A 26876-nucleotide genomic window follows, 5' to 3' on the forward strand; every position below is an offset into this window, starting at 1 on the left:
ACATGATCTCTGAACCGCGGGTGCACCGCGCCCTGGCCGATGACATGGACGCAGCCACGCTGTACCGGGTCCTCCGGCTGCGGGTCGAGGTCTTCGTCGTCGAGCAGGCCTGTCCGTACCCCGAACTCGACGGCCGCGATCTGGAACCGACGACGCGCCAGTTCTGGATCACCGACGGCGGGGACCGGCCCGACGGAGGAGACGGGGACGAGTCCGACCCGGGGGCGGTACTGGCGACGCTGCGGCTGCTCGAGGAACCGGAGGCCGACGGCGGACCGGTCTTCCGGATCGGCCGCGTCTGCACCGAACGCAACCATCGGGGTCACGGCCTCGTGGCGACCCTCATGACCGCCGCGCTCGACGAGGTCGGGGAGCGCCCGTGCCGGATCGAGGCGCAGACCTACCTCACCGAGATGTACGCCAAGTTCGGCTTCGTCCGCGACGGCGACGACTACCTCGAGGACGGGATCCCCCACGTGTCGATGCTCCGCGCCGGGTCACGATGACGACCCTCGGTGAACTGTCCGCTTCCGTGGACCCGCTCGCTGACGTGCGTTATCCGTTCAGCGCCGTCGTCGGTCAGGAGCAGCTCAAGCTCGCACTGATCCTGTCGGCCATCTCGCCGGGTATCGGGGGTGTCCTGATCCGCGGGGAGAAGGGCACCGCGAAGTCGACCATCGTGCGCGGGCTCGGCCCGCTGCTCAGCGTCCCCGGTTCCACGGACGACGACACCGCCGGCCGCGTGGTCGAACTGCCCATCGGTGCAACCGAGGACCGTGTGATCGGTTCGCTCGACCTCACCTCGGTGCTGCGGGACGGCCGTGCCGAGTTCACTCCCGGTCTGCTCGCGCGGGCGCATCGCGGGGTGCTGTACATCGACGAGGTCAACCTGCTCGCCGACCACCTCGTCGACGTGCTGCTGGACGCGGCGGCCAGTGGACAGGTCACGATCGAACGCGATGGTGTGTCGCACACCCAGGCGGCCGATTTCGTACTCGTCGGCACCATGAACCCGGAGGAGGGCGAGCTGCGCCCGCAGCTGCTCGACCGGTTCGGGCTCGCCGTCGACGTGGCCGCCGGCCGCGAGGTCGACGAACGCGTGGAGGTGGTGCGCCGCCGCATGGCGTACGACGCCGACCCGGCGTCGTTCGTCGCCGCCCACGCCGACGCCGAACACGAACTGACACAACGGATCGCGAGCGCACGAGCCGCCGTCGGTGCTGTGGCCCTCCCGGACCGGGAGTTGCGTCGGATCGCCGGGATCTGCGCCCACCTCGACGTCGACGGACTCCGCGGCGACATCGTGGTGGCCCGGACCGCGCTCGCTCATGCCGCCTGGCGCGGGGCGACCGCCGTCGAGGACACCGACGTCCGGGCGGCCGTCGAGCTCGCGCTGCCGCATCGGCGCCGCCGCAACCCCTTCGACGAGTCGGGGCTCACCCGCGATCAGCTCGACGAGGCGATGTCGGCGGGCGAGGACGCGGCCGGACCCGACACACCCGATGACGACCCGGAACCGCCCGAGACACCACCACCGCCCGGTGGCGGCGAGGCCCCGGACTCCGCATCCGACACCGGCCCGGCGCCCGACACCGACTCCGGTGCCGCGCCCGAGACCGGTTCCGATGCCGCGCCCGAGACCGGCGACACCGACGCCCCGCAGCATGCTCCCGGCCCGGCGTTCGGGTCCGTGCCGACCTCGGCGGCTCGTCGCATACCGACCCTGCGTGTCGACGGACTCGGCGACGGTGACCCGGGTCGCCGCTCGAAGGCGCGGAGCCGTCGCGGACACACCACCCATGCCGTGGACTTCGATGCCGGCCGACCGGTGCATCTGTTCGGCACGGTGCTCGCCGCCGCGGGCCGGGCCGGTCGCGGCGAGGACGGGTTCGCGCGCGGTCTGCGGATCGCCGCCCCCGACCTGCGGTCGGCGCAACGGGTCGGCCAGGAGTCCAACCTCGTCGTCTTCGTGGTCGACCTCAGCGGGTCGATGACCGCCCGGCGTCGTCTGGCCGCGGTGTCCGAACTGTGCGTGGAGATGTTGCGCGACTCGTACACCCGGCGCGACCGCGTCGCGGTGGTCGTGGCGCGGGGTTCCTCCGCGACGCTGGCGGTGCCGCCCACCAAATCGGTCGAGATCGCGGTGCGCCGCCTCGAGGAGATCCGTACCGGTGGCCGGACACCGCTCGGCGAGGGTCTGCAACTGGCCGCCGATGTCGTGCAGCGGTGTCGCCGCACCGAGCCCGACCGGCGGCCGCTGCTGGTGGTGCTCACCGACGGACGTGCCACCTCAGGACGAGGCGCGATGGCACGGGCGCGGGAAGCCGCGGACGGTATCCGCCGTCGCGGCATCGGGTCCGTGGTCGTCGACTGCGAGCAGGGGATGGTCCGGCTCGGACTCGCCGGCGATCTCGCGGCCCATCTCGGCGCGAGCCTGATCCCCATGGACGAACTGTCCGCCACCGCGCTGACCGGACACGCACCCGCGCGGGGAGCGGCCTGACCGCCCCCGCCACCCCGATCTGAGACCAGAGGAGAAGTCGAGTGCCCCAGGGAGTTCCGGTCAGCATCCCCGACGACGGACTGACGACGCGACAGCGCCGTAACCAGCCCGTCCTCGCGGTGCACACCGGCGACGGCAAGGGCAAGTCGACCGCCGCCTTCGGGATGGCGATGCGCGCGTGGAACGCGGGCATGCGGGTCGCGGTGTTCCAGTTCGTCAAGAGTGCGAAATGGAAGGTGGGGGAGGAGTCGACGATGCTCACCCTCGGCCGGGTGCACGCGGAGACCGGCGCCGGTGGGCCGGTGGAATGGCACAAGATGGGTCAGGGCTGGTCGTGGTTGCGGGCCAACGACGACCACGACGACGACCACGCCGCCGCCGCCCGGGCCGGGTGGGCGGAGATCGCACGCCGTCTCGATGCCGGCGAACACGATTTCTACGTCCTCGACGAGTTCACCTATCCGCTGCACTGGGGCTGGGTGGACACCGCCGAGGTGCTGGACACCCTCGCCCGCCGACCCGGACGCCAGCACGTGGTCATCACCGGCCGCCGCGCCCCGCAGGCCCTCGTCGACGCTGCCGATCTGGTCACCGAGATGCACAAGGTCGCCCACCCGATGGACGCCGGCCGCAAGGGGCAGAAGGGGATCGAATGGTGACCTCCGCCCGGGCGTCGACGCCCGCCGTCGTGATCGCCGCGCCGTCGTCGGGCAGCGGCAAGACCACCGTGACGACCGGCCTGATCGGCGCATTGCGGGCGGCCGGACACCGCGTGGCGCCGTTCAAGGTCGGCCCCGATTACATCGACCCCGGGTACCACGCCGTCGCGGCCGGACGGCCCGGACGCAATCTCGACCCGAATCTCGTGGGCGCCGAACGTATCGCGCCGCTCTTCGCCCACGGGGCCGCGGGCGCCGACATCGCGGTCGTCGAGGGCGTGATGGGCCTCTTCGACGGCCGGATCGTGGATTCCGACAGCGGCAGCGGCAGTTCAGGTGGCGATGCCGGTTCGCTCGGCGTCGGCTCCACCGCTCACGTCGCGTCGATCATCGGTGCGCCGGTGATCCTCGTCGTCGACGCCGCGGGCCACAGCCAGTCGCTGGCCGCCGTGCTGCACGGGTTCCTCTCCTACGACCCCTCGGTGTCGATCGCGGGCGTCATCCTCAACCGCGTCGGCTCGCCACGCCACGAGATGGTGCTGCGACAGGCCGCCGCGCGGGTGGGACTGCCGGTTCTCGGTGTGCTGCGGCGCCACCCGTCGCTGACGGTGCCCTCCCGGCATCTGGGCCTGATCCCGGCCGCCGAACGCAACGCCGACGCGGTCGCCGCCGTGGACGCGATGACCGAACACCTGCGCGGCGCCCTGGACCTCCCGGCGATCGTGGCCGCCGCCCGCGGGCGTGCGGTCCCCGACGCCGCGGCCTGGTCGGCTGCGGAAGCCGTCGCGCCGTATCGTCCCGCCGCGTCGGCCGGTTCGCCGGTGATCGCGGTCGCCGGGGGCGCGGCGTTCACCTTCGGTTATGCCGAGCACGCCGAGATGCTGACCGCCGCCGGTGCGCGCGTCGTCGTCTTCGACCCGCTCGTGGACCGGCTGCCCGCGGACGCGGCCGGCGTGGTGATCGGCGGCGGTTTCCCGGAAGAACACGCCGAGGCGCTGGCCGCCAACGATCTCCTGCGCGCCGACCTCCGGGCGCATGCCGCGGCGGGCCGGCCGATCCACGCCGAGTGTGCGGGTCTGCTGTACCTGTGCACGGAACTCGACGGGCACCCGATGAGCGGCGTCCTCGACATCCCCGGTCACTTCGGCCCGACCCTGACGCTCGGATACCGCGATGCCGTGGCCGTGGGTGACTCGGCCCTGTTCCGGACCGGCGAACGCGTCACCGGTCACGAGTTCCACCGCAGCGGGGTCGGCGACGGCGCGTTCGACCCGGCCTGGGCCTGGCGCGATCCGGCCGGCCGCGCGTCGATGCACGGGGTCGCGACGGCCGCGGTGCATGCCTCGTATCTGCACCTGCATCCGGCCGCGATCCCGGAAGCGTTGTGCCGCTTCGTGTCCCGATCCGCCGAGAGTGGGCGGGTGCCGACGCCCCAGTCCGTCGGCGACGTCCCCGGGGCGTCCTGATGCTGGCGCACCGGCTCCGCGAGACGCTCGACGCGCTCGCCGATCACGGTGCCGACGATCCCGCCCTGCTCCGGGAACTGCTGGAGGCGGTACTGGTGGTGGGGCAGGGGGTCGAACTCGACCGCGCGCTGCAGCGCATCGTCGAGGTCGCGGCGGGACTGGTGGACGCCCAGTACGGCGCGCTCGGCGTACGCGGACCGGACGGCGGCCTGAGTGAGTTCGTGCACATCGGGATCACCGACGCGCAACGCGCCACCATGGGACATCTGCCGGTCGGGCGCGGGGTTCTCGGCCTGCTCATCGACGACCCCCGCCTGCACCGGATCCACGACCTCGGCGCCCATCCGACGTCGGTGGGGTTCCCGCCCAACCACCCCCCGATGCACACCTTCCTCGGTGCTCCGATCATGGTGCGCGGCGAGGTGTTCGGCAGTCTGTACCTGACCGAGAAGCGGTCCGCGGAGGACTTCTCCGAGGTCGACGAGACCGTCGTCGCGGTGCTCGCGGTGGCCGCCGGGATCGCCGTCGACAACGCGGGTCTCTTCGAACGGGCCCGCACCCGCCACCGCTGGATGCAGGTCCTGGCCCGGCGTGGGTCGGAGCCGTTGGCCGGAATCGCGCTGTCGGACACAATGTCCCGGATGTGCGCCGATGTCGCCGACCTCGTCGGCGCGGTCGACGTCTACCTGCTCACCGAGATGGCGGGGGAGGTGGAACTGCGCGGGCACACCGGCGACCCGGTGGAGATCGAGAACTTCATCCCGCCGGACGCCACGGCGCTGCGGGTCCAGCGCTCCGGCCAGATCGCCGAGTCGCTGATCCGGCGCGGCGCCCGCTGGACCTCGGTGCAACCCCTCCAGCGCGCGTCGGGCGCGTTCGGCTGGATGCTCATCACCCACCGCAACCGCCCCTACTGGGACGACGAGGAGATCGCGGGGCTCGCCGGTGTCGCCGAGGTCGCCTCGCTGGCGGTCGTCTACGCCGAGCAGCAACAGATCGCCCGCGATCTCGAGGTCCTCGAAGACCGGCACCGCATCGCCCGCGACCTGCACGATCATGTGATCCAGCGACTCTTCGCGGTCGGGATGTCGGTACAGACGTTGCTGGCCGGGACCACCGATCCGGCCGCGGCGGCCGCGCGCCTGGAGCAGATCATGACCGACCTCGACCGCACGATCGCCCAGATCCGCACCTCGATCTTCGACCTGCAGACGCCCTACGGAACCGAGGTCGGCCCGACGCTGCGGCGGCGGGTGCTCGACATCGTCTCCGAACTGTCCGGGCACGCGTCGATCTCGCCGAGCGTGGAGTTCGACGGCCCCGTCGACACGGTGGTCCCGGACTCCCTCGGACCACACATCGACGCCGTCCTGCGAGAGGGCTTGAGCAACGCGCTCCGGCACGCGCGGGCCGACCACATCGCGGTGTCGGTGACCGCCGACGACGTCCTGACCGTCGAGATCAGCGACGACGGGGTCGGCATCGGCGCCGATGTCACCTATCGCGGTCTCGAGAACCTGACGCGCCGGGCCGAGGACTGCGACGGGACGTTCAGCATCGTCACCCGCCCGCGGGGGACGAGTGGGGGCGGGACGAGCGAGGGCCGGACCAGCGGCGGCGGGACGACGCTCACCTGGTCGGTGCCGCTGGTGGGTTAGCTCACTCCTTGCCGTCGCGGAGTCTGGTCGCCATCACGGCGACCTGGGTGCGTCGCTGCATGTCCAGCTTGCCCAGGATGCGGGACACGTAGTTCTTGATCGTCTTCTCCGCCAGAAACATCCGGCCGGCGATCTGGCGATTGGTCAGGCCCTCGCCGATCAGGGCGAACACCTCGCGCTCCTGATGGGTGAGCTCGGCGAGCGGATCCTTCTCGGTCTGCTTCTCGTTGCGCAGCTTGGCGAGCAGGGCCGCCGTGGACCGATCGTCGAGCAGTGAACCGCCCCGGCCGACGGTCCGGACCGCGGCGACCAGGTTGTGCCCCAGGATCTGTTTGAGCACGAAACCCGAGGCGCCGGCGAGGACCGCGGCGAGCAGCGCGTCGTCGTCGGCGTAGCTCGTGAGCATCAGGCACTTGATCCCCGGTTCGGCGGCGCGGACGTCCCGGCACAGCTCGACCCCGTTGCCGTCGGGCAACCGGACGTCGAGCACGGCCACATCGGGCTTGGTCGCCAGGATGCCGACAAGGGCCTCGCCGACCGAGGCCGCCTCGCCCACCACCTCGATGTCGCCGGCGGTTCCGAGCAGGTCGCGCAGACCGCGCCGGACGAGTTCGTGGTCGTCGACGAGGTAGGCGCGGACCGGATTCGGGGACGGGGTCGGATCGGCGGTGGCCGAATCGGTCGTGGCAGGGGACATGGGTCTGAAAGTACCGGATGTGCGGCGCCGGGAAGTCGCGACGTCGGACCCCATACAGGCGGGACCTTCGCCTCACGAGCACCACCCGTCCCGCCGCGCAGAGTGGATGGTACGACCCCGCTGTGATCAGGAGAGCACGTGACCACCCTCATCGGACCCCCCGACGCCGAACCCGCCGACCGCGGCATGACCGGTTCGGATCTACTGCGTGAACTGCTGCCCGTGTGCGAGACCGAGGTCGAGCGGCACATGAAGATGACGCGCGACTGGCACCCGCACGACTACGTGCCCTGGGACGACGGACGCAACTTCGCGGCTCTCGGCGGACTCGACTGGGATCCGTCGCAGTCGCGCCTCTCCGATGTCGCCAAGGCCGCGATGATCACCAATCTGCTCACTGAGGACAACCTGCCGTCGTACCACCGGGTGATCGCCGAGAACTTCACCCTCGACGATGCCTGGGGCTGGTGGGTGGGGCGCTGGACGGCCGAGGAGAACCGCCACTCGATCGTGATGCGCGACTACCTGGTGGTGACCCGCGGTGTCGACCCGGTCGAGCTCGAAGAGATACGCATGGCGCATATGACGTCGGGGTTCAACCCGCTGCCCGACGACGACGGGCAGCGCGACCACAGCTTCGACATGCTGTTCGCGGTCGCGTACGTCAGTTTCCAGGAACTGGCCACCCGGGTCTCGCACCGCAACACCGGGAAGGCATGCGGGGACCCGATCGCCGACCGCATGCTGCAACGTGTCGCGGCCGACGAGAACCTGCACATGCTCTTCTACCGCAACATCGTCGCCGGCGCGCTCGACCTCGTTCCCGACCAGACCATGGCCGCCATCCACGCGATCGTGACCAACTTCCAGATGCCCGGCGCGACCATGCCGAACTTCCGGCGCAACGCCGTGTTGATCGCCAAGGGCGGCATCTACGATCTGCCGCAACACATGTCGGATGTCGTCATGCCCGTGCTGCGGAAGTGGCGCATCTTCGAGCGCGACGACTTCGGGCCGGTCGGCGAGCACTACCGCGAACGCCTCGCGGAGTTCCTGGAGGAGATGGACGTCAAGGTGCGCAAGTTCGAGGAGTCGCGGGAGCGGGCGTTGCAGCGCCAGCACGCACGGGAACTGCGGGCCCGGTGACCGACGTGACCGTGACCGACGTGACCGTGACCGACGTGAGGGGGGCCGGCGCGCGGCCGTCCGCCTCCGCCCCTGCCGGTTTCGCCACCGCGATCGCCATGGCCGAGGCCGCCGCGGACCGGAACCCGCTGTGGTGGAACCAGATCCGGATCAACGCCGACGACTCGCTGGACGCCGCGTTCTGCACCTCGAGCCTGCTCGGGGCGCTGCTGCAGTCCGCGGCCCACCGGCTCGGTGTCCCGGCTGCCGATGTGTGGGCCCACGTCCGGCGGACGGGTGAGTTGCCGCTCTAGATCGGCTGTCCCGGTAAGGTCAGCTCCCATGTCCGAGCCTGACTCCGCCCTGTCGAATGTCCCGGGGTCGAACGTCCCCGGGTCGAATGTCCCAGGACCCCCGCACGTCCCCGGGCCCGACGCCTTCCCCTCCGGAGAGGGGCATTACCTGGTCGGCCTCGACCTCCGCGGACGCAAGGTCGTCGTGGTGGGCGGCGGGTCCGTCGCGCAGCGGCGGCTGCCCAATCTGGTCGCCGCGGGTGCCCACGTGCACGTCATCGCGCTCGATCCCACCCCGGCCGTCGAATCCTTCACCGGCATCACCGTCACCCAGCGCCGCTACGCCGACGGCGATCTGGAGGGCGCCTGGTACGCGATGGCCTGCACCGACGATCCCGCCGTCAACGAGGCGGTGGTGGCCGAGGCCGAGCGCAGGCACACGTTCTGCGTCCGGGCCGACGACGCCCGCCACGGCACCGCCGTCACCCCGGCGTCCGGCCGTCACCGCGACGTCCAGTTCGGCGTCCTCGCCGGCGGCGACCACAAACTGTCGGCCGCACTCCGCGCCGCGATGAGCCGAGCCCTCGCCGAGGGGTCGCTGAGTGTCGACGACGCCGCCCCGCACGCCGCGGGCGTGGCCCTCGTCGGTGGCGGTCCCGGCGACCCCGACCTGATCACCGTCCGCGGCCAGCGGCTCCTCGCCGAGGCCGACGTGGTGGTGGCCGATCGGCTCGCGCCCCCCGAACTGCTCGCCGAACTCGGCCCGCAGGTCGAGGTGATCGACGCCGCCAAGGTGCCCTACGGCCGCGCGATGAAGCAGGAAGCCATCAACGACGTCCTCGTGGAGAAGGCCAAGGAGGGCAAGTTCGTGGTCCGCCTCAAGGGCGGCGACCCCTATGTCTACGGGCGGGGTTTCGAGGAACTGCAGGCCTGTGTGGCCGCCGGGGTCCCGGTCACCGTGGTGCCGGGGATCAGCAGCTCGATCGCCGCACCGGCATCGGCGGGCATCCCGGTGACGCACCGCGGCGTCACCCACGAGGTCGTGATCGCCTCGGGCCACGTGCCGCCCGGCCACCCCGACTCGCTGATCGACTGGTCGGCGATGGGCAAGCTGCGCGGCACCCTGGTCCTGATGATGGCGGTCGAACGGGTCGAGGTCTTCGCCGACGCACTGCTCGACGGCGGCCGGCGGCCCGACACCCCGGTCGCGATGATCGAGAACGGATCCCTGCCGACCCAGCGTCTGCTGCGTACCGATCTCGCCCACGCCGGCGAGGTCGCGGAGGCGCAGGGGCTGCGTCCGCCTGCGATCGTCGTCATCGGCGACGTGGCCGCGTTCACCGAGGGCGCCTGAACAGATCAACCCAGACCGAATCAACGCAGATTGGCATGTCCCGGCGATCGGCCGGTACGGTCGTTCTCTATGTCGACTCCCGGAGCTGCGAACACCGGAACCGTGAACACTGGAACGGTGAACACAGGAACTCCGAACAGCGAGCAGTTCCGTCCGGTCTTCGGCCTGCCGATCCTGGTGCTGTCCGGGATGCAGTTGCTCGTCGTGCTCGACGGCACCGTGGCCGCGCTGGCGCTCCCGAGCATCCGCGACGCGCTCACGCTCTCGGAGTCCAGCGCCAATTGGGTCATCAGCAGCTACGTGCTGGCGTTCGGCGGTCTCATGCTCCTCGGCGGCCGTCTCGGTGACACGTTCGGCCGCAAGCGGATGTTCATCGTCGGCGTGGTCGCCTTCACCCTCACCTCGCTGCTGTGCGGACTGGCCTGGAACGAGGCGAGCCTCCTCGCCGGCCGGGCCCTGCAGGGCGCGTCGGCGGCGATCGCGGCGCCCACCGCCATGGCGCTGGTCGCCACCACCTTCGCGCCCGGCAAACCGCGCAGTCAGGCCTTCGCGGTCTACGCGGCCATGACCGGCGTGGGATCGGTGGCCGGGCTCATCCTCGGCGGGGTGCTGACCGAGCTGTCGTGGCGCCTGGTCTTCCTCATCAACGTGCCGATCGGTCTGATCGTCGTCGTCGGGGCGATCGTCGCGCTGCGGGAATCCCAGGGTGAGCGGCTGCCCCTCGACGTGCCCGGCGCGGTCCTCGGCACCCTCGGTTGCACCCTGCTGGTGCTCGCGGTGAACGAGGGGCCCAACGGTTGGACGGCGCCGGTCGTGGTCGGCTCGTTCATCCTCGGCGCACTCGCCCTGGCCGCGTTCATCGTGGTCGAACGGCGCGCCCGGAACCCACTGCTGCCGTTCTCCCTCTTCGACAACAGCTCACGCGTCGCAGCCCTCCTCGCCATCCTGCTCGCCAGCATGATCATGATGTGCATGGCGGTGTTCATCTCGCTGTACCTGCAGGGCATCCTGCAGTACTCGCCGATCCAGAGCGGGCTCGCGGTCGTGCCGTTCGCGTTCGGGCTGGGCATCGCCGCGGCGATCGCGTCGAAGCTGGCGCTGATGATCCAGCCGCGCTGGCTCGTCCTGGTCGGCGGCGCGGTGATCCTCGTCGGCTGCCTCTACGCATCGTCGATCGCGACCGACTCACCGGACTACTTCCCGAGCATCTTCGTCCCGGTCGTCGTGATCGGCTTCGGCGTCGGGCTGGCGGTCATCCCGCTGACCCTGTCCGTGGTGGCCGGGGTGGGCACCACCGAGATCGGCCCCCTGACCGCGCTCGCGCAGGTCGCGCAGAACCTCGGCGGGGCCGTCGGCCTGGTCGTCGTCGGTGCGATGGTCACCTCTCGCGCGCTGTCGAAGGGCGGCACCACCGCGCCGGTCGAGACGATGAACCCCACCCAGCTCGCCGCGCAGGCCGAGGGTTACGGGCTGGCCTTCGCCGCCTGCGCGGGCATCGCCGTCCTCGCCGCGGTCGTGGTGTTGTTCATGCGGTTCACGCCGGAGCAGGTCGCCGAGGGACAGGCCGCCCAGGAAGCCGCCGACGCCGGGCTCGACGCCGATACGAGCACCCCGGGGTCCGACACCCGGCGATGAATTCCGGGCGGACGCACGGTCGGTCCCGCTATGGATGCCAAGAATCTCGCTGGGCTCTACGACATCGGCACGCTCGACTGGCAGCCCGTCGCGGCCCGACTGACCGCCGGGGTGTCCCAGGCACCCGGGACCGGTGGCCCCGACCGGCACACGTGGTGGATCGCCACGATCAACGCCGACGGCAGCCCGCACGTCACCGGCATCGGGGCGCTGTGGCACCGGGACGCGATATGGCTGGAGACCGGTCCGTCGACCCGGAAGGCGCGCAACCTCGCCCGCGACCCGCGCTGCACCCTGTCGGTGGCACTCGACGAGGCCGACCTGGTGGTCGAGGGCGACGCGAACCTGGTCACCGAGCCCGCCGTCGTCGCCGAGATGGCGGAGCTGTGGGCGAGCGACGGGTGGCCGTGCCGCGTCGATGAGTCGGGTGCCGCGCTGACCGCCGACTTCAGTGCGCCGTCGGCCGGCCCGCCGCCCTGGTACGTCTACCGGGTGACGCCGCGGCGGGCGACCGTCCTGCAGACCGTGGAGCCCGGTGGCGCAACCCTCTTCGACTTCGACGCGCAGTAGCGTCGCGGACCTCGGTGCCGGGTCAGTCGGTCAGTACGACGATGCGGTCCGGCGCTTCGATCTCGACCCGCTGCCCGGCGTCGGCGAGGACCGCGGCCAGTCCGTCGATGTCGCGGACGGTGCGGCGCGTGCGGACCAGCTCGCGGGCCATCAGACCTTTGTAGTGCTTGTTGAAGTGGCTCACCACCTTGCGTGAGCCGTCCGGTTGTTCGGTCATGACGGTCGCCGTCACCGCACCCCGTACCGGTCCGAGTTGGTGGTAGACGCCCGAGCGCAGGTCCACGACGAAATCGTCGACCGCGTCCAGTGCGGGGGACAGCTCCGGCTTCCACAGCGCCGCCAGCGTGGGCATGCCGGGCAGCTTGGACCCGCCCGAGAGCCGGTACGCGGGAATCGGATCGGGTGCCCGCACGACACCGAACAACGCCGACCCGATCGCCAGCCGGTCGGCGGCCTTGGTCTTGCCCGCCCGGGTCAGCGACCGGTGATCGAGGGCGTCGTAGAGGACGCCGGTGTAGCGCTCGAGAGCCGGCCGGGTGGGGGACAGCCACAGGTCGGCGTTGCGGTCGACCTCGTCGAGCTGGGTGGCGCCGAGCCCGAGCGCGGTACGACTGGCCTCGAGATCGGCGGCCAGGGCGACGAGCGCCTCGGCGACCTGCTTGCGGACCGGGTTCAGCTCGGGGAAGGACAGCGTGTCGAGATCCAGGGGAGCGCCGCGCCCGCCGTCGGATTTCGTTTCGGAGGGAGGCAGGATGACGAGCACCGCAACACCATAACTAAGCTGGTTGGTCGTGATCACACGCATGTCGACCCTGTTCCTGCGGACCCTGCGCGACGACCCCGCCGACGCGGAGGTCCCCAGCCACAAGCTGCTGGTCAGAGCCGGCTACATCCGCCGGGTCGCGCCCGGTGTGTACTCGTGGCTACCGCTCGGTCTACGCGTGCTGAAGGCGATCGAGAACGTCGTCCGCGAGGAGATGAACGCCATCGGCGGCCAGGAGATCCTGCTGCCCGCCCTGCTGCCCCGCGAGCCCTACGACACCACCAACCGCTGGACCGAATACGGCGACTCGCTCTTCCGCCTCAAGGACCGCAAGGGTGCCGACATGCTCCTCGGTCCGACCCATGAGGAGCTGTTCGCGACGCTGGTCAAGGGTGAGTACTCGTCGTACAAGGACATGCCGGTCATCCTCTACCAGATCCAGACCAAATACCGCGACGAGGAACGGCCGCGCGCGGGCATCCTCCGCGGCCGTGAGTTCGTGATGAAGGACGCCTACTCCTTCGACCTCGACGACGACGGACTCAAGACCGCCTACAACGCGCACCGCGAGGCGTATCAGAAGATCTTCGAGCGGTTGCGGATCGAGTACGTCATCGTCGCCGCGACCTCGGGCGCGATGGGTGGCAGCGCCTCCGAGGAGTTCCTGGCCGAGTCCGCGGTCGGCGAGGACACGTTCGTGCGCTGCGTCGAATCCGGCTACGCCGCCAACGTCGAAGCGGTCATCACCCGCGCGCCCGACCCGCTGCCCTACGACGACCTGCCCGCGGCGGTCGTCCACGACACGCCCGGCACCCCGACGATCGACAGCCTGGTCGACTGGGCGAACGCGACGCTCGACGGGCAGTACACCGGCGCGGACACGCTCAAGAACGTGCTGGTCAAACTCCGTGCGCCGGGCGGCGACTGGGAGGTCACCGGCATCGGTGTCCCGGGCGACCGCGAGGTCGACTTCAAGCGTCTCGAGGCCTCCGTCGAGCCCGCCGAGGTCGAATTGCTCACCGACGCCGACTTCGCCGCGAACCCATTCCTCGTCAAGGGATACATCGGACCGAAGGCGCTGGCCGAGAACGGCATCCGCTACCTCGTCGACCCGCGGGTGGTCGAGGGGACGTCCTGGATCACCGGCGCCGATGAGCCGGGCCGGCACTACGTCGGTCTGGTCGCCGGCCGCGATTTCACGCCCGACGGGACGGTCGAGGCCGCCGAGATCCGCGACGGCGATCCGTCGCCGGACGGCGCCGGACCCCTGGTGAGTGCCAAGGGCATCGAGATCGGGCACATCTTCCAGCTCGGCCAGAAGTACACCGACGCCTTCGAGGTGGACGTCCTCGGCGAGAACGGCAAGCCGGTCCGCCTGACCCAGGGTTCCTACGGTGTCGGGGTGTCGCGTCTCGTCGCGGTCATCGCCGAGCAGTCCCACGACGACAAGGGTCTGCGCTGGCCGAAGTCGGTGGCGCCGTTCGCGGTTCACCTCGTCATCGCCAACAAGGACGAGGCCGCCGTCGCCGGCGCCGAGCAGCTCGCCGCCGACCTCGACGCGGCCGGTCTCGAGGTGCTCCTCGACGACCGGAAGGCGTCGCCCGGAGTGAAGTTCAAGGACGCCGAACTCCTCGGCATGCCGACCGTGGTGGTCGTCGGCCGCGGATATGCCAACGGCACCATCGAGATCCGCGACCGCTTCACCGGTGAGGCCACCGAGGTCGCGGTCGACACCGCGGTCGACGCGGTGGTGGCGGCCGCCCGCGGCTGAGGCGGCTCAGCCGCCAGCGGGGGAGCCGGGGAACGCCACCGTGACCGGGCTCTCCTGCAGAGCCACCCGCCAGCGCGCGGCGCGCACCGCGCTGTCCGACAGCCCGTCGGCGCCGATCCGGCGTCCGGTCTCGTCGTCGGCCTGCTCCAGCAACGCACGATAGGCGCTCGCACAGTCGATCTCGGCGCCGAGCGCGGCGCGGGCCGCCGTGGTCGGGTCGGTGACCTCGATCGGCAGCGTGTAGCCGGCTGCCGCCAGCGGCGGTGTGTTCCCCGCCGCCTCGATCGTCCGGTCGATCTCGTCGCGTCGGGCGCGATGGGCGTCGGCGTACTCGGCGACGGTGCGTCGACGGGAGGCGGCGACGAAGGCGGTGATGACGCCGTAGGTGAAGATCGCGGCGTTCTCGGTCTCGGCGGCGACGACCAACGGGTCGTCGGGATCTGCTTGCGCGGCCGGCGAATCCGACGCCGGTGTGTTCACGGGGGACGTCATGCCAGTTGCACCTCTCGCATCGAAGTGACCGCCGCGGCGACCGACCCGGTCAGCCCGGCTGCGTACCCGGCGGCGCCGAGCGCGACCCGGCGGGCCTGCCCGGCCGCGGCGTCGAGATCGACGCGCAGTCGAGCGAGGGACGGTGCCGCCGGTGGCGCACCCGCCGGGGATGTCGAGGCGGTCGCCGAGGTGGCGGGACGGTCGAGTGTCGCCGCCACCTCCTGGTCGAGCCGGATGATCTCCTCGCGCAGTGCGCGAGCGTGCTGGGCGCGCTGATCGGCCACGACACCGAGTGCGGTGGCGTAGGCGGGCTCGACGGCGACCAGGGCGCGCGCGGTGCTCTCGTCCGCGGACGCCGAGCGCACCAGGGGCACCAGGCTCTCGGCCAGCAGGGTCTCCGCGGAGGGCGACGAATCGCAACCGGTCAGTCCGACGCCGGCCGCCCCGGCACCGACGACGACGGCGCCCGCGAGGAGTCCGCCGCGCAAGGCGGTGCGCCGGTCGATCGGGTGCCGCAGGGTCCGTCGCTCGATCGGGGGCATGCTCACCCGGGACATCATGCCAGCAGTTCTCCGCGCGATCGATCCACTAGGATGTTCGGAGCAACGTCGTGCGACACCCGGCACGGCCCGACAACTGAAGACGAGGGGAGTGGCATGCCGATCAGCCCGACGCAGGTGCGCGAACTCGTCGAAAAGCTTGTCGCCGAGCGGGGATTCGACCTCGAGGACATCACGGTGCGCAGCCGGGACGGCCAGGAGGAACTGTCGATCGTGGTCGACCGCGACGGTGGCAGCGACCTCGACGTCCTCGCCGTACTCAGCACCGAGATCTCCGACCTCCTCGACGCCACGCCCGACTTCGCCGACCTCGCCTACGTACTCGAGGTCACCTCGCGCGGCGTCGACAGCCCGCTGACCCTGCCCCGGCACTGGCGTCGCAACACCGGTCGGCGCGTCGTCGTGGAGGTCGACGGCGGACCCGGATCGCAGCCGCGCACCGTCACCGGACGCATCGGCAGGCTGCTCGACGACCCGGCTCCGGCGGTCGAGGTGGTCGCGAACCACAAGGGGCGGATCGCGGTGGAGACCGTCGACCTCGCCTCGGTGACCGAAGCCGTGGTGCAGGTGGATTTCTCTCAGCCGAGCGTCCGCGAGCTCGAACTGTGCGGCCTCGAACCCGACGAGATCGAAGCGCGCCGCGCCCCCGCCGCCGCCCGACAACTGAACACGACAAATGAACACGACAAGTGAATAGGAGATCGACGACATGAACATCGACATCGCCGCCCTGCGCATGATCGAGGCCGACAAGGGCATCTCGATCGAGACCGTCATCACCGCCATCGAGACCGCTCTGCTGACGGCCTACCGACACACCGACGGTTTCGCCCCGCATGCCCGTGTCGACGTCAACCGTAAGTCCGGCGCCGTCCGTGTGATGGCGCAGGAGGTCGACCAGGACGGGAACGTCGTCCACGAATGGGACGACACCCCCGAGGGTTTCGGCCGCATCGCGGCGACGACCGCACGGCAGGTCATCCTCCAGCGCCTGCGCGACGCCGAGAACGAGAAGAACTTCGGGGACCTGGTCGCCCACGAGGGCGAGATCGTCGGCGGCGTCGTGCAGCAGGACTCGCGCGCCAACGCGCGCGGGATGGTCGTCGTCCAGATCGGCAGCGACGCCAACTCGACCGAGGGCATCATCCCGCCGGCCGAGCAGGTGCCGGGCGAGGTCTACACCCACGGCGACCGGATCAAGTGCTACGTCGTCGGCGTGAGCCGCGGACCACGCGGTCCGCAGATCACCCTGTCCCGGACCCACCCGAACCTGGTGCGCAAACTGTTCTCCCTCGAGGTGCCCGAGATCGAGGACGGCAGCGTCGAGATCGTCGCCGTGGCGCGCGAGGCCGGCCACCGGTCGAAGATCGCGGTGCACACCGGCGTGGCCGGCCTCAACGCGAAGGGCGCGTGCATCGGTCCGATGGGCCAGCGCGTACGGAACGTGATGAGCGAACTCGCCGGCGAGAAGATCGACATCATCGACTTCGACACCGACCCGGCGGTCTTCGTCGGGAATGCGTTGTCGCCCGCGAAGGTTGTCTCGGTGACGGTCGTCGACGCCGCCGCCAAGGCCGCGCGGGTCATCGTGCCGGACTACCAGCTGTCGCTGGCCATCGGCAAAGAGGGCCAGAATGCCCGGCTCGCGGCCCGGCTCACGGGGTGGCGGATCGACATCCGGTCCGACGCCGCGCCGGCGGCCGAGGGCGGGCCGGAGTGACGCACAGCAGCCGATTGTCCCCGCCGGGCCCGCTCGCGCTAGACTGATCGATGGTTCAGCGATCCGCCCCCCGTTCGCCAGCCGGCGGCACACCCATCCGGATGTGCATCGGTTGCCGGCAGCGGGCAGAGGCCGGCGAGTTGGTCCGTGTCGTCGCACAGCTGTGCGGTGACACCCCGACAGTCGTGGTCGATTCCGCGAAGACCATGCCGGGACGAGGCGCGTGGCTGCACGCGCGGTCGGAGTGCATCTCCACCGCGACGCGACGCCGGGCCTTCGCCGCGGCACTCCGGACCCCCGGTCTGACCGTGGACCCGGACGATCTCACCGAACAGCTCGGCGCGATCACCCACCAGAGGATGGCTCCCCGGAGCCGGAACAGGTAGCAGAAGACATGAGCACACCGTGAAGTCACGATGAGCATGTACCGGACTTAAATCGAGGCCGTAGCGGGTGAGCCGCTTGGCCTCCAAGTGAGGAGAGCAGTGGCAGGCAAAGCCCGCGTGCACGAATTGGCCAAAGAGCTCGGCGTCACGAGCAAGCAGGTGCTCGAGCGTCTGAAGGAGCAGGGCGAGTTCGTCAAATCGGCGTCGTCGACGGTGGAGGCCCCCGTGGCCCGTCGACTGCGTGAATCGTTCCCCGGCAAGGACGGGGGAGCCAAGGACTCCAAGTCGTCCCCGGCCCCCGGCCCGCGCCAGAGCGCCAAGCCCGGACCCAAGCCGTCCGGCAACTCGAACGCACCGAAGCCCGGTGCACCCGCAACCCCGTCGGCGCCGGTCGCCGATCGTCCGAGCCCCGGCCCGCGCACCAACGCGCCGAAGCCGGGCGCACCCAAGCCCGCACCCGCACCGGCGGAGACCCCGGCCCCGGCGCCCGCCCCCGCGGCGGAGCGTCCCAGCCCGCGTCCCGCGGCACCGGCGCCGCAGGCCCCGGCCGCGTCGGCAGCACCGTCTGCCCCCACGTCGAGCCCGGGTCCGCGTCCCGGCCCGAAGCCGGGTCCGCGTACGCCGCGGGTGGGCAACAACCCGTATTCGTCGGCACCGGCGCCCGCGCCGCGTCCGGCTGCCCGTCCCGGACCGGGTCAGGGCGGTCCGCGTCCCGGCGGTGGCCGTCCCGGCGCCGCCGGCCAGGGTGGTCCGCGTCCCGGTGGCGGTCGTCCCGCTCCCGGCCAGGGCGGTCCCCGTCCCAATCCCGGCAACATGCCCCCGCGTCCGAGTCCCGGCGCCATGCCGTCGCGCGCGGCCCGTCCCGACGCCCGTCCGGGTGGTCGCGGCGGTGCCGGCGGAGGCCGTGGTGGCCCCGGCGGCGGCGGTGGCTACCGCGGCGGCGGCGGCGGAGCCGGTGCACCGGGAGGACCTCCCGGTGGCGGTTTCCGCGGTCGTCCCGGCGGCGGTGGCGGTGGCGGCCGTGGACGCGGCGGCGCAGCAGGCGCCTTCGGTCGTCCCGGTGGTGCACCGCGCCGTGGTCGCAAGTCGAAGCGGGCGAAACGCGCCGAGTACGAGAACATGCAGGCACCGGCCGTCGGTGGCGTCCGGCTGCCGCGCGGCAACGGCGAGATCATCCGTCTCGCCCGCGGTGCGTCGCTGTCCGACTTCGCCGACAAGATCGACGCCAACCCGGCTTCGCTGGTCCAGGCGCTGTTCAACCTCGGCGAGATGGTGACGGCGACCGAGTCGGTCAACGACGAGACGCTCGAGCTGCTCGGCTCGGAGATGAACTACCGCGTCCAGGTGGTCAGCCCCGAGGACGAGGACCGCGAGCTGCTCGACAGCTTCGACCTCACCTACGGCGAGGACGAGGGCGGCGAGGAAGACCTCGAACAGCGTCCGCCGGTGGTCACCGTCATGGGCCACGTCGATCACGGTAAGACCCGACTGCTCGACACGATCCGTAAGGCCAACGTCCGGGAGGGCGAGGCCGGCGGCATCACGCAGCACATCGGTGCCTACCAGGTGAACACCCACCTCAACGGTGAGGATCGCCTGATCACCTTCATCGACACCCCGGGTCACGAGGCGTTCACCGCCATGCGTGCCCGCGGCGCCAAGGCGACCGACATCGCGATCCTCGTGGTCGCGGCCGACGACGGCGTCATGCCGCAGACGGTGGAGGCGGTCAACCACGCCCAGGCGGCCGACGTGCCGATCGTGGTCGCGGTGAACAAGATCGACAAGGAAGGCGCCGACCCGCAGAAGATCCGCGGGCAGCTGACCGAATACGGTCTGGTCCCCGAGGAGTACGGCGGCGACGCCATGTTCGTCGACATCTCGGCCAAGCAGGGCGAGAACATCGACGCACTGCTCGAGGCCGTCCTGCTCACCGCGGACGCGTCGCTGGACCTGCGTGCCAACCCGGACATGGACGCCCAGGGTGTCGCCATCGAGGCGCACCTCGACCGCGGCCGCGGCCCGGTGGCGACCGTGCTGGTCCAGCGCGGCACGCTGAAGGTCGGCGACTCGATCGTCGCCGGCGACGCCTACGGACGTGTCCGACGCATGGTCGACGAGCACGGCGACGACGTCCCCGAGGCGCTGCCGTCGCGTCCGGTCCAGGTCATCGGCTTCACCTCGGTCCCCGGCGCAGGCGACAACCTGCTCGTGGTCGAGGAGGACCGCATCGCCCGGCAGATCGCCGACCGGCGCAACGCACGCAAGCGCAACGCGCTGGCCGCACGCAGCCGCAAGCGGATCAGCCTGGAAGACCTGGATTCGGCTCTCAAGGAGACCAGCCAGCTCAACCTCATCCTCAAGGGTGACAACTCGGGTACGGTCGAGGCCCTCGAAGAGGCCCTGCTGAACATCGAGATGGGCGACGAGGTCTCGCTGCGGATCATCGACCGCGGTGTCGGTGGCGTCACCGAGACCAACGTCAACCTGGCGGCGGCCTCGGATGCGATCATCATCGGCTTCAACGTCCGGGCGGAGGGCAAGGCCACCGAGCTGGCCAACCGCGAGGGCGTCGACATCCGGTACTACTCGGTGATCTACCAGGCCATCGACGAGATCGAGAGCGCGCTCAAGGGCATGCTCAAGCCGATCTACGAAGAGGTGGAGCTCGGCCGCGCCGAGATCCGCGCGATCTTCAAGTCTTCGAAGGTCGGCAACATCGCCGGTTGCCTCGTGCAGTCGGGCATCATGCGGCGCAACGCCAAGGCCCGCCTGCTGCGCGACAACGTGGTGGTCGCCGAGAACCTCACCGTGTCGTCGCTCAAGCGTGAGAAGGACGATGCCACCGAGGTTCGCGAAGGCTACGAATGTGGTCTCACGCTGACCTACTCGGACATCAAGGTGGACGACGTGATCGAGACCTACGAGCTGCGGGAGAAGCCGCGCGACTGATCGCGGCGACGACCACCCTCGTACGACATCTCGACAGTTGTGGTGCGCGCCGACCGGTCTCCGGTCGGCGCGCACGCAGCGCTATGGAAGGAGTCCTGGAATGGCAGATCCGGCACGGGCTCAGCGCCTGGCCAAGCGGATCTCGTCGATCGTCGCGTCGGCGATCGCGCACGAGATCAAGGATCCGCGACTGGCGTATGTGACTGTCACCGATGCCCGGGTGACCAACGATCTCCACGATGCGACGATCTACTACACCGTGATGGGTGAATCCATCGACGCCGAACCCGACTTCGAGGCTGCGGCCGCGGGTCTGGCGAAGGCGACCGGCGTGCTGCGGTCGAAGGTCGGTGCGGGTACCGGGGTGCGCTTCACCCCGACCCTGCGCTTCGTACTCGACACGGTTCCCGATGCCGCGCGTCAGATGGAGGAGCTCGTCGCCCGCGCCCGCGCTAACGACGAACTCGTCGCCCGACGCGCCGCCGAGGCGAAGCCGGCGGGGGACTCCGACCCCTATCGGTCGGCGGACGACGACACCACCGGTACCCGCGAGTGAGCAGTTCGTCGAGCGCGGCGATCGCCGCGACGCTGGCCTCCGCAACCGCGGTGACCATCTGCTGTCACGTCCGGCCCGATGCGGACACGATCGGCAGCGGTCTGGCGCTGGGGCTGGCACTCGACCGCCGGGGCGTCGACGTCGAGGTCTCCTACCCGGGGACCGAACAGCTCCCGGCCTCGCTCGCCGGGCTGCCCGGCGGCAAGTTGCTGTGCGCTCCGGCGCAGGTCGTCGGACACCCACTGGTGGTCGCGGTCGACGCCGCCAACCTCGAGCGGCTGGACTCGCTCGGTGAGACGTTCACCGCGGCGCAGACCTCGATCGTCATCGACCACCACGCGTCGAACCCCGGTTTTGGCGATCTCGACCTGGTGGACCCGGCCGCCGACTGCACCGCCGTGCTGGTGCTCGACGTCCTCGACGACCTGGGCGTCGAACTCGACGCCGACATCGCCACCTGCGTCTACGCCGGCCTCAGCACCGACACCGGCTCGTTCCGGTGGGCCCGTCCGGCGTCGTTCCGGGTCGCGGCCCGGCTTCTGGAGACCGGCGTCGACACGCGGAAGTGGAGCCGGATCCTGTTCGACTCCCATCCGTTCGCCTGGTTCTCGATGATGTCGGGTGTCCTGGCGTCGGCGCAGCTCGTACCCACCGCCTGCGACGGTGAGGGTCTGGTGTACGCCGTGGTCGACCAGCAGGCGCTGGCCGGGATGAGCTGGGAGGAGTCCGAGAGCGTCGTGGACACCATCCGGACCGCTCGCGAGGCCGAGGTGGCAGCGGTGTTCAAGGAGGGCGAGCCGGGTGTCTGGACGGTCTCGCTGCGGTCCAAGGACATCGTCGATCTCGTACCGATCGCCCGGGCGCACGGCGGCGGCGGGCATCGTCAGGCCTCCGGGTACAGCGACACCGGTACCGCCGACGAGGTGGTCGCCAGGTTGCTGGAGTCGCTCTGAGCCTCGCGTCGGAGCCGGATGCCGGGGACGCCCCGGGCGTGGCACGCATCGCCACCCTCACCGTCTCGGCTCTCGCCGTCCTCATCGCGCCGCCGCTGTACCTCCTGCTGGACCTGGCGGTCGTCGGACGCCTCGGCGGCGAACAACTGGCCGCTCTCGGCGTCGGCACCCTGGTGCTCTCGATCGTCAGTACGCAGCTGACCTTCCTGTCCTACGGCACCACCGCCCGCTCCGCGCGTCGCTTCGGCTCCGGTGACCGGGCCGGCGCCGTCGTCGAAGGCGTGCAGGCGAGCTGGATAGCGGTGGCGGTCGGCGTCCTGATCGTCGCCGTCGCCTACCCGTGCGCCCCGGTCGTGATGCGTCTGCTGGTCGGGACGTCGTCGCCGGAGTCCGCCGCGGTGGCCGAGGATGCGGCGGGCTGGCTGCGGATCGCGATGTTCGGTGTCCCGCTGATCCTGCTGTCGATGGCCGGGAACGGGTGGATGCGCGGCGTCCAGGACACTCGTCGTCCCGTCGTCTACGTCGTGGTCGGGTTGTCCCTCGCCGCGGTCCTCGTCGTCGGACTGGTCCACGGCGTCGGCCCGTTCCCGCGTCTCGGTCTGGACGGCAGCGCGGTGGCCAACGTGATCGGACAGGGCGTGACGGGAGTGTTGTTCGCCGTGCGGGTGGTCCGCGAGGCACGGCGGGTCGCGGCGGGAGCCGACAGGTCCGGTTCGCGCGCCTTCGCACCCGACTGGTCGATCATCCGCGCGCAGCTGGTCATGGCGCGGGATCTGGTCGTGCGGAGTCTGTCGTTCCAGATCTGCTTCGTCTCGGCGGCCGCGGTCGCGGCGCGTTTCGGTGTCGCCCAGGTGGCGGCGCATCAGCTCGTGCTGCAGCTGTGGGAGTTCATGGCCCTGTTCCTCGACTCGGTGGCCATCGCCGCGCAGGCGCTGGTGGGCGCGGCGCTGGGGGCGGGACGACTCGGCGCAGCCGATTCCGTCGCCCGGCGCGTCACCGCGGTGTCCGTGGTCGCCGCCACCGCGATGGCGACCCTCTTCGCGGCCGGTGCGGCGCTCATCCCGCGCATCTTCACCTCCGACGCCGCCGTCCTCGACGCCGTCGGGGTGCCCTGGTGGTTCTTCGTCGGCATGTTGCCGATCGCCGGCGTGGTCTTCGCGCTCGACGGCGTGCTCCTCGGCAGCGGCGACGCCGCCTTCCTGCGCACCGCGACCCTCGCCGGCGCCCTGATCGGGTTCCTGCCGCTGATCTGGCTGTCGCTCGTGTTCGACTGGGGACTCGCGGGTGTGTGGTCGGGCCTGGTGGTGTTCATGCTCGTGCGTCTGGCCACCGTGGTGTGGCGGATCCGGTCCGGCCGGTGGCGCCGGGCAGGTGCGGTCCGCGCCTGATCGCGGTCCTCTGGCACGATGGATCCTCGTGGCTACTCTGTGGGCGATCAGCGATCTGCACATCGCGCATCGGGGCAACGAGCACATCATCGACAGCATCCGGCCGACCTCGCCGGACGACTGGCTCATCGTCGCCGGTGACGTCGCCGAACGCACCGACGACATCGTCGACACCCTGCGTCGTCTGCGGGCAAGGTTCGCCACCGTCGTGTGGGTGCCGGGCAACCACGAGCTGTACACGACGGCGAAGGACCCGCTGCAGGTGTTCGGGGTCGCGCGGTACGACTACCTCGTCCAGGCCTGCCGCGACATCGGCGTGGTGACCCCGGAGGACATCTACCCGCTGTTCGATCCGGGCGATGGCTCCGATCCCGTCCGCGTGGTCCCGATGTTCCTGCTGTACGACTACACCTTCCGCCCGGAGGGCACGGCCAACAAACTGACCGCGCTCGCGCTCGCCCGGGAACGCAATGTGGTGGCGACCGATGAGTTCCTCCTGTCACCCGAACCGTTCCCGACTCGCGACGCGTGGGGACGGGCGCGGATCGAGATCACCCGGCGTCGGCTGCAGGCCATCGACCCCGCCGAGAAGACGGTCCTCATCAACCACTGGCCGCTGCGCCGCGAACCGTGTGACGCGCTCATCTACCCGGAGTTCGCGCTGTGGTGCGGCAGTGAGCTGACCGCCGACTGGCACACCGAGTTCAACGCGGCCTGCTGCGTGTACGGACACCTGCACATCCCCCGGACCACCTGGTACGACGGCATCCGGTTCGAGGAGGTGTCGGTCGGCTACCCGCGGGAATGGAAGCGCCGGGGACTCCCGAACCCCCTGATGCGCAACATCGTTCCCGGAGACGGGCTCGGCGCGTCCGATCTGCCCGAGCACGGCGTCCGGTTCGATCTGCCGCCCGACTACGCCGAACGCGCCGCCGAGTTCCGGCAGCGGGTCGAGCAGCGGCAGGCGGAACGACGAACACGACAGGCCGAGCGGCAAGCGGAACGGCAAGCGCGAGAGGACAACCGATGATCGAACAACTCCTGCCGGCCGGCGTCGCCTCGGCGGAGGCGTTCGCCGATCCACCGGATCTCGTCCTGCTGCCGGCCGAGCAGAGCCTGATCTCGCGCGCGGTGGAGAAGCGTCGTCGCGAGTTCACCACCGTCCGCCACTGCGCCCGGCAGGCGCTGGGCGAGCTGGGTTACGAGCCCGTCCCGATCCTCAAGGGGGACAAGGGGGCACCCGTGTGGCCGGCCGGGATCGTCGGGAGCCTCACGCACTGCGACGGTTACCGCGCCGCGACGGTCGCGTACGCGATGTCGGTGCGGTCCCTCGGCATCGACGCCGAGCCGCACGACCGCCTGCCCAACGGTGTGCTCGAGCACACCAGCCTGCCCGCCGAGCGCGAGGTGCTCGCGACCCGGTCGGGTGACCTGCACTGGGACCGGCTGCTGTTCTGCGCCAAGGAGGCCACCTACAAGGCCTGGTTCCCGGTCGCGAAGCGCTGGTTGGGTTTCGAGGACGCCCACATCACCTTCGAACAGTCCACCCCGACGTCGGGGACGTTCACCTCCCGCATCCTCATCGACCCGGCCGCCGCCGACGGTGGGCCGCCGCTGCTGGAGTTCTCCGGACGCTGGCTGGTCGAGCGCGGCATCATCACCACCACGATCGCGCTGACCTGACGTGGCCGACGCAACCATCGAGAACGCCGGCCTACTCGTCGTCGACAAGCCGGCCGGGATGACCAGCCATGATGTCGTCTCCCGATGCCGGAAGATCTTCAACACCCGCCGCGTCGGGCACGCCGGCACCCTCGACCCGATGGCCACCGGGGTCCTGGTCGTCGGGATCGAGCGGGCCACAAAGCTTCTCGGACTGCTGTCGCTGACGACGAAGTCGTACACGGCGACGATCCGACTCGGCGCGTCCACCACGACCGACGACCGCGAAGGCGAGATCCTCGACACGGCAGACGCATCCGGGGTCCTCGACGCCGACATCGCCACGGCCATGGCCGATCTCACCGGTGACATCCAGCAGGTCCCGGCGAAGGTCAGCGCCATCAAGGTCGACGGCCGGCGAGCGCACGCACTGGTGCGGACGGGAGCCGACTTCGACCTCGCGCCGCGCCCGGTCACCGTGTCTTGCTTCGAGCTGCTCGACGCCCGGCGCGACGCGGCGTGCGTCGATCTCGATGTGGCCGTTGACTGTTCGTCGGGCACGTACATCCGGTCACTGGCGCGCGATCTCGGCGCCGCGCTCGGGGTCGGCGGGCACCTGACCGAACTCCGGCGGACGGCGGTCGGCCCGTTCACCCTCGACCACGCGCGAACACTCGACGACGTCCGCGACGAGCCCCGCGTCAGCCTCGACATCGACGAGGCGGTCAAGATCTCGTTCCCGCGCCGCGACATCGACGACGACGAGGCCGAGTCGATCAGTCAGGGTCGATGGCTGGAGCCGATCGGCCGCAAGGAGATCTATGTCGTCGTCGATCCGCGGGAACAGGCGATCGCGCTGATCCAGGAAAAGGGACGCCGCGCGAGTTCGGTGATGGTGGTGCGGCCGGCGACCCTGCGCTGACGCGCCCTGCCGCCGAAACGGGTCAGCCGCGCGGGACGACGAAGATGGCGCGCGCGGCGATGTCGCCGAGGTCGATGGGATCGCCGTCGTCGAGCGACACCGAGATCGTGCCCGCGAACGGGCGCTTCTCGGCGACGGTCACCACACAGTCGAGGGCGACGCCCACCTGGTCGAAGTAGCGCAGCATCTCGGGATCGGTGTCGGAGATCCGGGCGATGGCGCCCGACGCCCCGACCTCCAGGTCAGCCAGGAGCGCCGCGTCCGGTGCGGGGATCGAGCCGTCGAGTGCGGGAATCGGGTCGCCGTGCGGATCCCGGTCGGGGAAGCCGAGTTTCGCATCGAGCCGGGCCATCAGCCGGTCGGACACCGCGTGTTCGAGGATCTCCGCCTCGTCGTGGACCTCATCCCAGCGGTAGCCCAGCTCGCGCACCAGGAAGGTCTCGATCAGCCGGTGGCGGCGCACCATCAGGACTGCGGCGGACCGGCCCGCGGCGGTGAGGGTGACCGCGCCGTACGGTTCGTGCGAGACGAAGCCCTGGTCGGCGAGTTTGCGGATCGCCTCCGACGCGGTCGATGCGGACACGCCGAGGGATTGAGCCAGCAGCTTGGTGGTGACCTTGACGTCTTCCCACTCCTGGCTGGTCCAGATCACTTTCAGATAGTCCTGGGTCACCTGTGACAGTTCTGTCACCGGACGATCCGTTCCCCGAGGCATGACCAAGAGCTTAACCCCACCGCAAACGCGAGTGGCGGTGGTGGTTTGGAACACCGGGTGCCCGTAGTCTGGTCGC

Annotated in this window: 26 protein-coding genes; 21 read left to right on the forward strand and 5 right to left on the reverse strand. The window is 70.7% G+C overall.

From position 1 onward, the window contains the following. Positions 1-2: 2 nt before the first annotated feature. The 5 genes from B1818_RS06785 to B1818_RS06805 are packed head-to-tail and all read left to right on the forward strand — an operon-like array spanning position 3 to position 6286. On the forward strand, positions 3-506 hold the full coding sequence (locus B1818_RS06785) for a GNAT family N-acetyltransferase (RefSeq protein WP_078112261.1): 504 nt from the start codon (positions 3-5) through the stop codon (positions 504-506). Further along, complete coding sequence (locus tag B1818_RS06790; RefSeq protein ID WP_078112262.1) at positions 503-2503, forward strand: VWA domain-containing protein; 2001 nt, start codon at positions 503-505, stop codon at positions 2501-2503. The genes B1818_RS06785 and B1818_RS06790 overlap by 4 nt, the downstream gene beginning before the upstream one ends. Before the next feature lie 41 nt (positions 2504-2544). Then, entirely contained in the window at positions 2545-3162 is a 618-nt protein-coding gene (gene cobO / locus B1818_RS06795; RefSeq protein ID WP_078112263.1) for a cob(I)yrinic acid a,c-diamide adenosyltransferase, read from the forward strand. Then, a complete protein-coding gene (locus B1818_RS06800; protein WP_078112264.1) occupies positions 3156-4628 on the forward strand; it encodes a cobyrinate a,c-diamide synthase in 1473 nt (490 codons plus the stop codon). The genes cobO and B1818_RS06800 overlap by 7 nt, the downstream gene beginning before the upstream one ends. Further along, the gene (locus B1818_RS06805; protein ID WP_078112265.1) at positions 4628-6286 is read left to right on the forward strand and encodes a GAF domain-containing protein; all 1659 of its coding nucleotides are present in this window, start codon (positions 4628-4630) and stop codon (positions 6284-6286) included. Before B1818_RS06800 ends, B1818_RS06805 begins: the two co-directional genes overlap by 1 nt. Position 6287: 1 nt before the next feature. On the opposite strand, the gene B1818_RS06810 is transcribed toward B1818_RS06805, so the two are convergent. Beyond that, positions 6288-6983, reverse strand: a complete 696-nt coding sequence (locus B1818_RS06810) for a response regulator transcription factor (RefSeq protein WP_065628959.1) — start codon at positions 6981-6983, stop codon at positions 6288-6290. Positions 6984-7121: 138 nt separating this feature from the next. Here B1818_RS06810 and B1818_RS06815 point away from each other — a divergent pair, with 138 nt between their 5' ends. The 5 genes from B1818_RS06815 (at position 7122) to B1818_RS06835 (ending at position 11960) form a co-directional block, all read left to right on the forward strand. Next, positions 7122-8129: an acyl-ACP desaturase gene (locus B1818_RS06815; RefSeq protein WP_078112266.1), complete on the forward strand. Its 1008-nt coding sequence runs from the start codon at positions 7122-7124 to the stop codon at positions 8127-8129. 26 nt (positions 8130-8155) lie between these two features. After that, a complete protein-coding gene (locus tag B1818_RS06820; RefSeq protein ID WP_091344227.1) occupies positions 8156-8422 on the forward strand; it encodes a hypothetical protein in 267 nt (88 codons plus the stop codon). A gap of 28 nt (positions 8423-8450) precedes the next feature. Next, positions 8451-9755 carry a uroporphyrinogen-III C-methyltransferase gene (gene cobA, locus B1818_RS06825; RefSeq protein ID WP_231742230.1) on the forward strand — a complete coding sequence of 435 codons (1305 nt, stop codon included), beginning with the start codon at positions 8451-8453 and terminating at the stop codon, positions 9753-9755. Positions 9756-9944: 189 nt separating this feature from the next. Next, positions 9945-11390, forward strand: coding sequence for a DHA2 family efflux MFS transporter permease subunit (locus B1818_RS06830; RefSeq protein WP_176455899.1), 1446 nt, complete (start codon positions 9945-9947; stop codon positions 11388-11390). 30 nt (positions 11391-11420) lie between these two features. Beyond that, entirely contained in the window at positions 11421-11960 is a 540-nt protein-coding gene (locus B1818_RS06835) for a pyridoxamine 5'-phosphate oxidase family protein (RefSeq protein ID WP_078112268.1), read from the forward strand. Between the two features lie 22 nt (positions 11961-11982). Here the strand turns inward: B1818_RS06835 and yaaA are convergent, their stop codons facing one another. Further along, entirely contained in the window at positions 11983-12765 is a 783-nt protein-coding gene (yaaA, locus tag B1818_RS06840; protein WP_176455892.1) for a peroxide stress protein YaaA, read from the reverse strand. Between yaaA and B1818_RS06845 the strand changes: the two genes are divergently transcribed. Next, on the forward strand, positions 12764-14494 hold the full coding sequence (locus B1818_RS06845) for a proline--tRNA ligase (protein WP_078112442.1): 1731 nt from the start codon (positions 12764-12766) through the stop codon (positions 14492-14494). The genes yaaA and B1818_RS06845 overlap by 2 nt on opposite strands. 6 nt (positions 14495-14500) lie before the next feature. On the opposite strand, the gene B1818_RS06850 is transcribed toward B1818_RS06845, so the two are convergent. Both B1818_RS06850 and B1818_RS06855 read right to left on the reverse strand, forming a co-directional pair. Next, positions 14501-14986 carry a ferritin-like domain-containing protein gene (locus B1818_RS06850; protein ID WP_078112270.1) on the reverse strand — a complete coding sequence of 162 codons (486 nt, stop codon included), beginning with the start codon at positions 14984-14986 and terminating at the stop codon, positions 14501-14503. Next, positions 14983-15546 (reverse strand): hypothetical protein, encoded by a 564-nt coding sequence (locus B1818_RS06855; protein WP_058250128.1) that lies wholly within the window; start codon positions 15544-15546, stop codon positions 14983-14985. Before B1818_RS06855 ends, B1818_RS06850 begins: the two co-directional genes overlap by 4 nt. Positions 15547-15642: 96 nt before the next feature. Between B1818_RS06855 and rimP the strand changes: the two genes are divergently transcribed. From rimP to truB, 10 genes are all read left to right on the forward strand, one after another. Then, positions 15643-16239: a ribosome maturation factor RimP gene (gene rimP / locus B1818_RS06860; protein ID WP_078112271.1), complete on the forward strand. Its 597-nt coding sequence runs from the start codon at positions 15643-15645 to the stop codon at positions 16237-16239. A gap of 16 nt (positions 16240-16255) precedes the next feature. Further along, positions 16256-17266: a transcription termination factor NusA gene (nusA, locus tag B1818_RS06865; protein ID WP_058250130.1), complete on the forward strand. Its 1011-nt coding sequence runs from the start codon at positions 16256-16258 to the stop codon at positions 17264-17266. Between the two features lie 101 nt (positions 17267-17367). Next, entirely contained in the window at positions 17368-17652 is a 285-nt protein-coding gene (locus B1818_RS06870) for a YlxR family protein (protein WP_078112272.1), read from the forward strand. A 99-nt stretch (positions 17653-17751) separates the two neighbouring features. Continuing rightward, on the forward strand, positions 17752-20604 hold the full coding sequence (infB, locus tag B1818_RS24660) for a translation initiation factor IF-2 (protein WP_078112273.1): 2853 nt from the start codon (positions 17752-17754) through the stop codon (positions 20602-20604). 100 nt (positions 20605-20704) lie between these two features. Further along, complete coding sequence (gene rbfA, locus B1818_RS06880; protein ID WP_078112274.1) at positions 20705-21160, forward strand: 30S ribosome-binding factor RbfA; 456 nt, start codon at positions 20705-20707, stop codon at positions 21158-21160. Then, positions 21157-22113 carry a bifunctional oligoribonuclease/PAP phosphatase NrnA gene (locus B1818_RS06885; RefSeq protein WP_058250134.1) on the forward strand — a complete coding sequence of 319 codons (957 nt, stop codon included), beginning with the start codon at positions 21157-21159 and terminating at the stop codon, positions 22111-22113. The genes rbfA and B1818_RS06885 overlap by 4 nt, the downstream gene beginning before the upstream one ends. 38 nt (positions 22114-22151) lie before the next feature. Continuing rightward, positions 22152-23501 carry an MATE family efflux transporter gene (locus tag B1818_RS06890; protein WP_176455893.1) on the forward strand — a complete coding sequence of 450 codons (1350 nt, stop codon included), beginning with the start codon at positions 22152-22154 and terminating at the stop codon, positions 23499-23501. A 28-nt stretch (positions 23502-23529) separates the two neighbouring features. Continuing rightward, positions 23530-24531 (forward strand): metallophosphoesterase, encoded by a 1002-nt coding sequence (locus B1818_RS06895; protein WP_175401038.1) that lies wholly within the window; start codon positions 23530-23532, stop codon positions 24529-24531. Beyond that, positions 24528-25184 (forward strand): 4'-phosphopantetheinyl transferase, encoded by a 657-nt coding sequence (locus B1818_RS06900; protein WP_078112277.1) that lies wholly within the window; start codon positions 24528-24530, stop codon positions 25182-25184. Before B1818_RS06895 ends, B1818_RS06900 begins: the two co-directional genes overlap by 4 nt. A 1-nt stretch (position 25185) precedes the next feature. After that, complete coding sequence (truB, locus tag B1818_RS06905) at positions 25186-26085, forward strand: tRNA pseudouridine(55) synthase TruB (protein ID WP_078112278.1); 900 nt, start codon at positions 25186-25188, stop codon at positions 26083-26085. A 22-nt stretch (positions 26086-26107) separates the two neighbouring features. Here the strand turns inward: truB and B1818_RS06910 are convergent, their stop codons facing one another. After that, the gene (locus tag B1818_RS06910) at positions 26108-26800 is read right to left on the reverse strand and encodes a metal-dependent transcriptional regulator (RefSeq protein ID WP_065628946.1); all 693 of its coding nucleotides are present in this window, start codon (positions 26798-26800) and stop codon (positions 26108-26110) included. Positions 26801-26876 lie beyond the last annotated feature (76 nt).

It is taken from the genome of Gordonia sp. IITR100 (genome assembly GCF_002009645.1).
Taxonomy (GTDB): Bacteria; Actinomycetota; Actinomycetes; order Mycobacteriales; family Mycobacteriaceae; genus Gordonia; species Gordonia hongkongensis.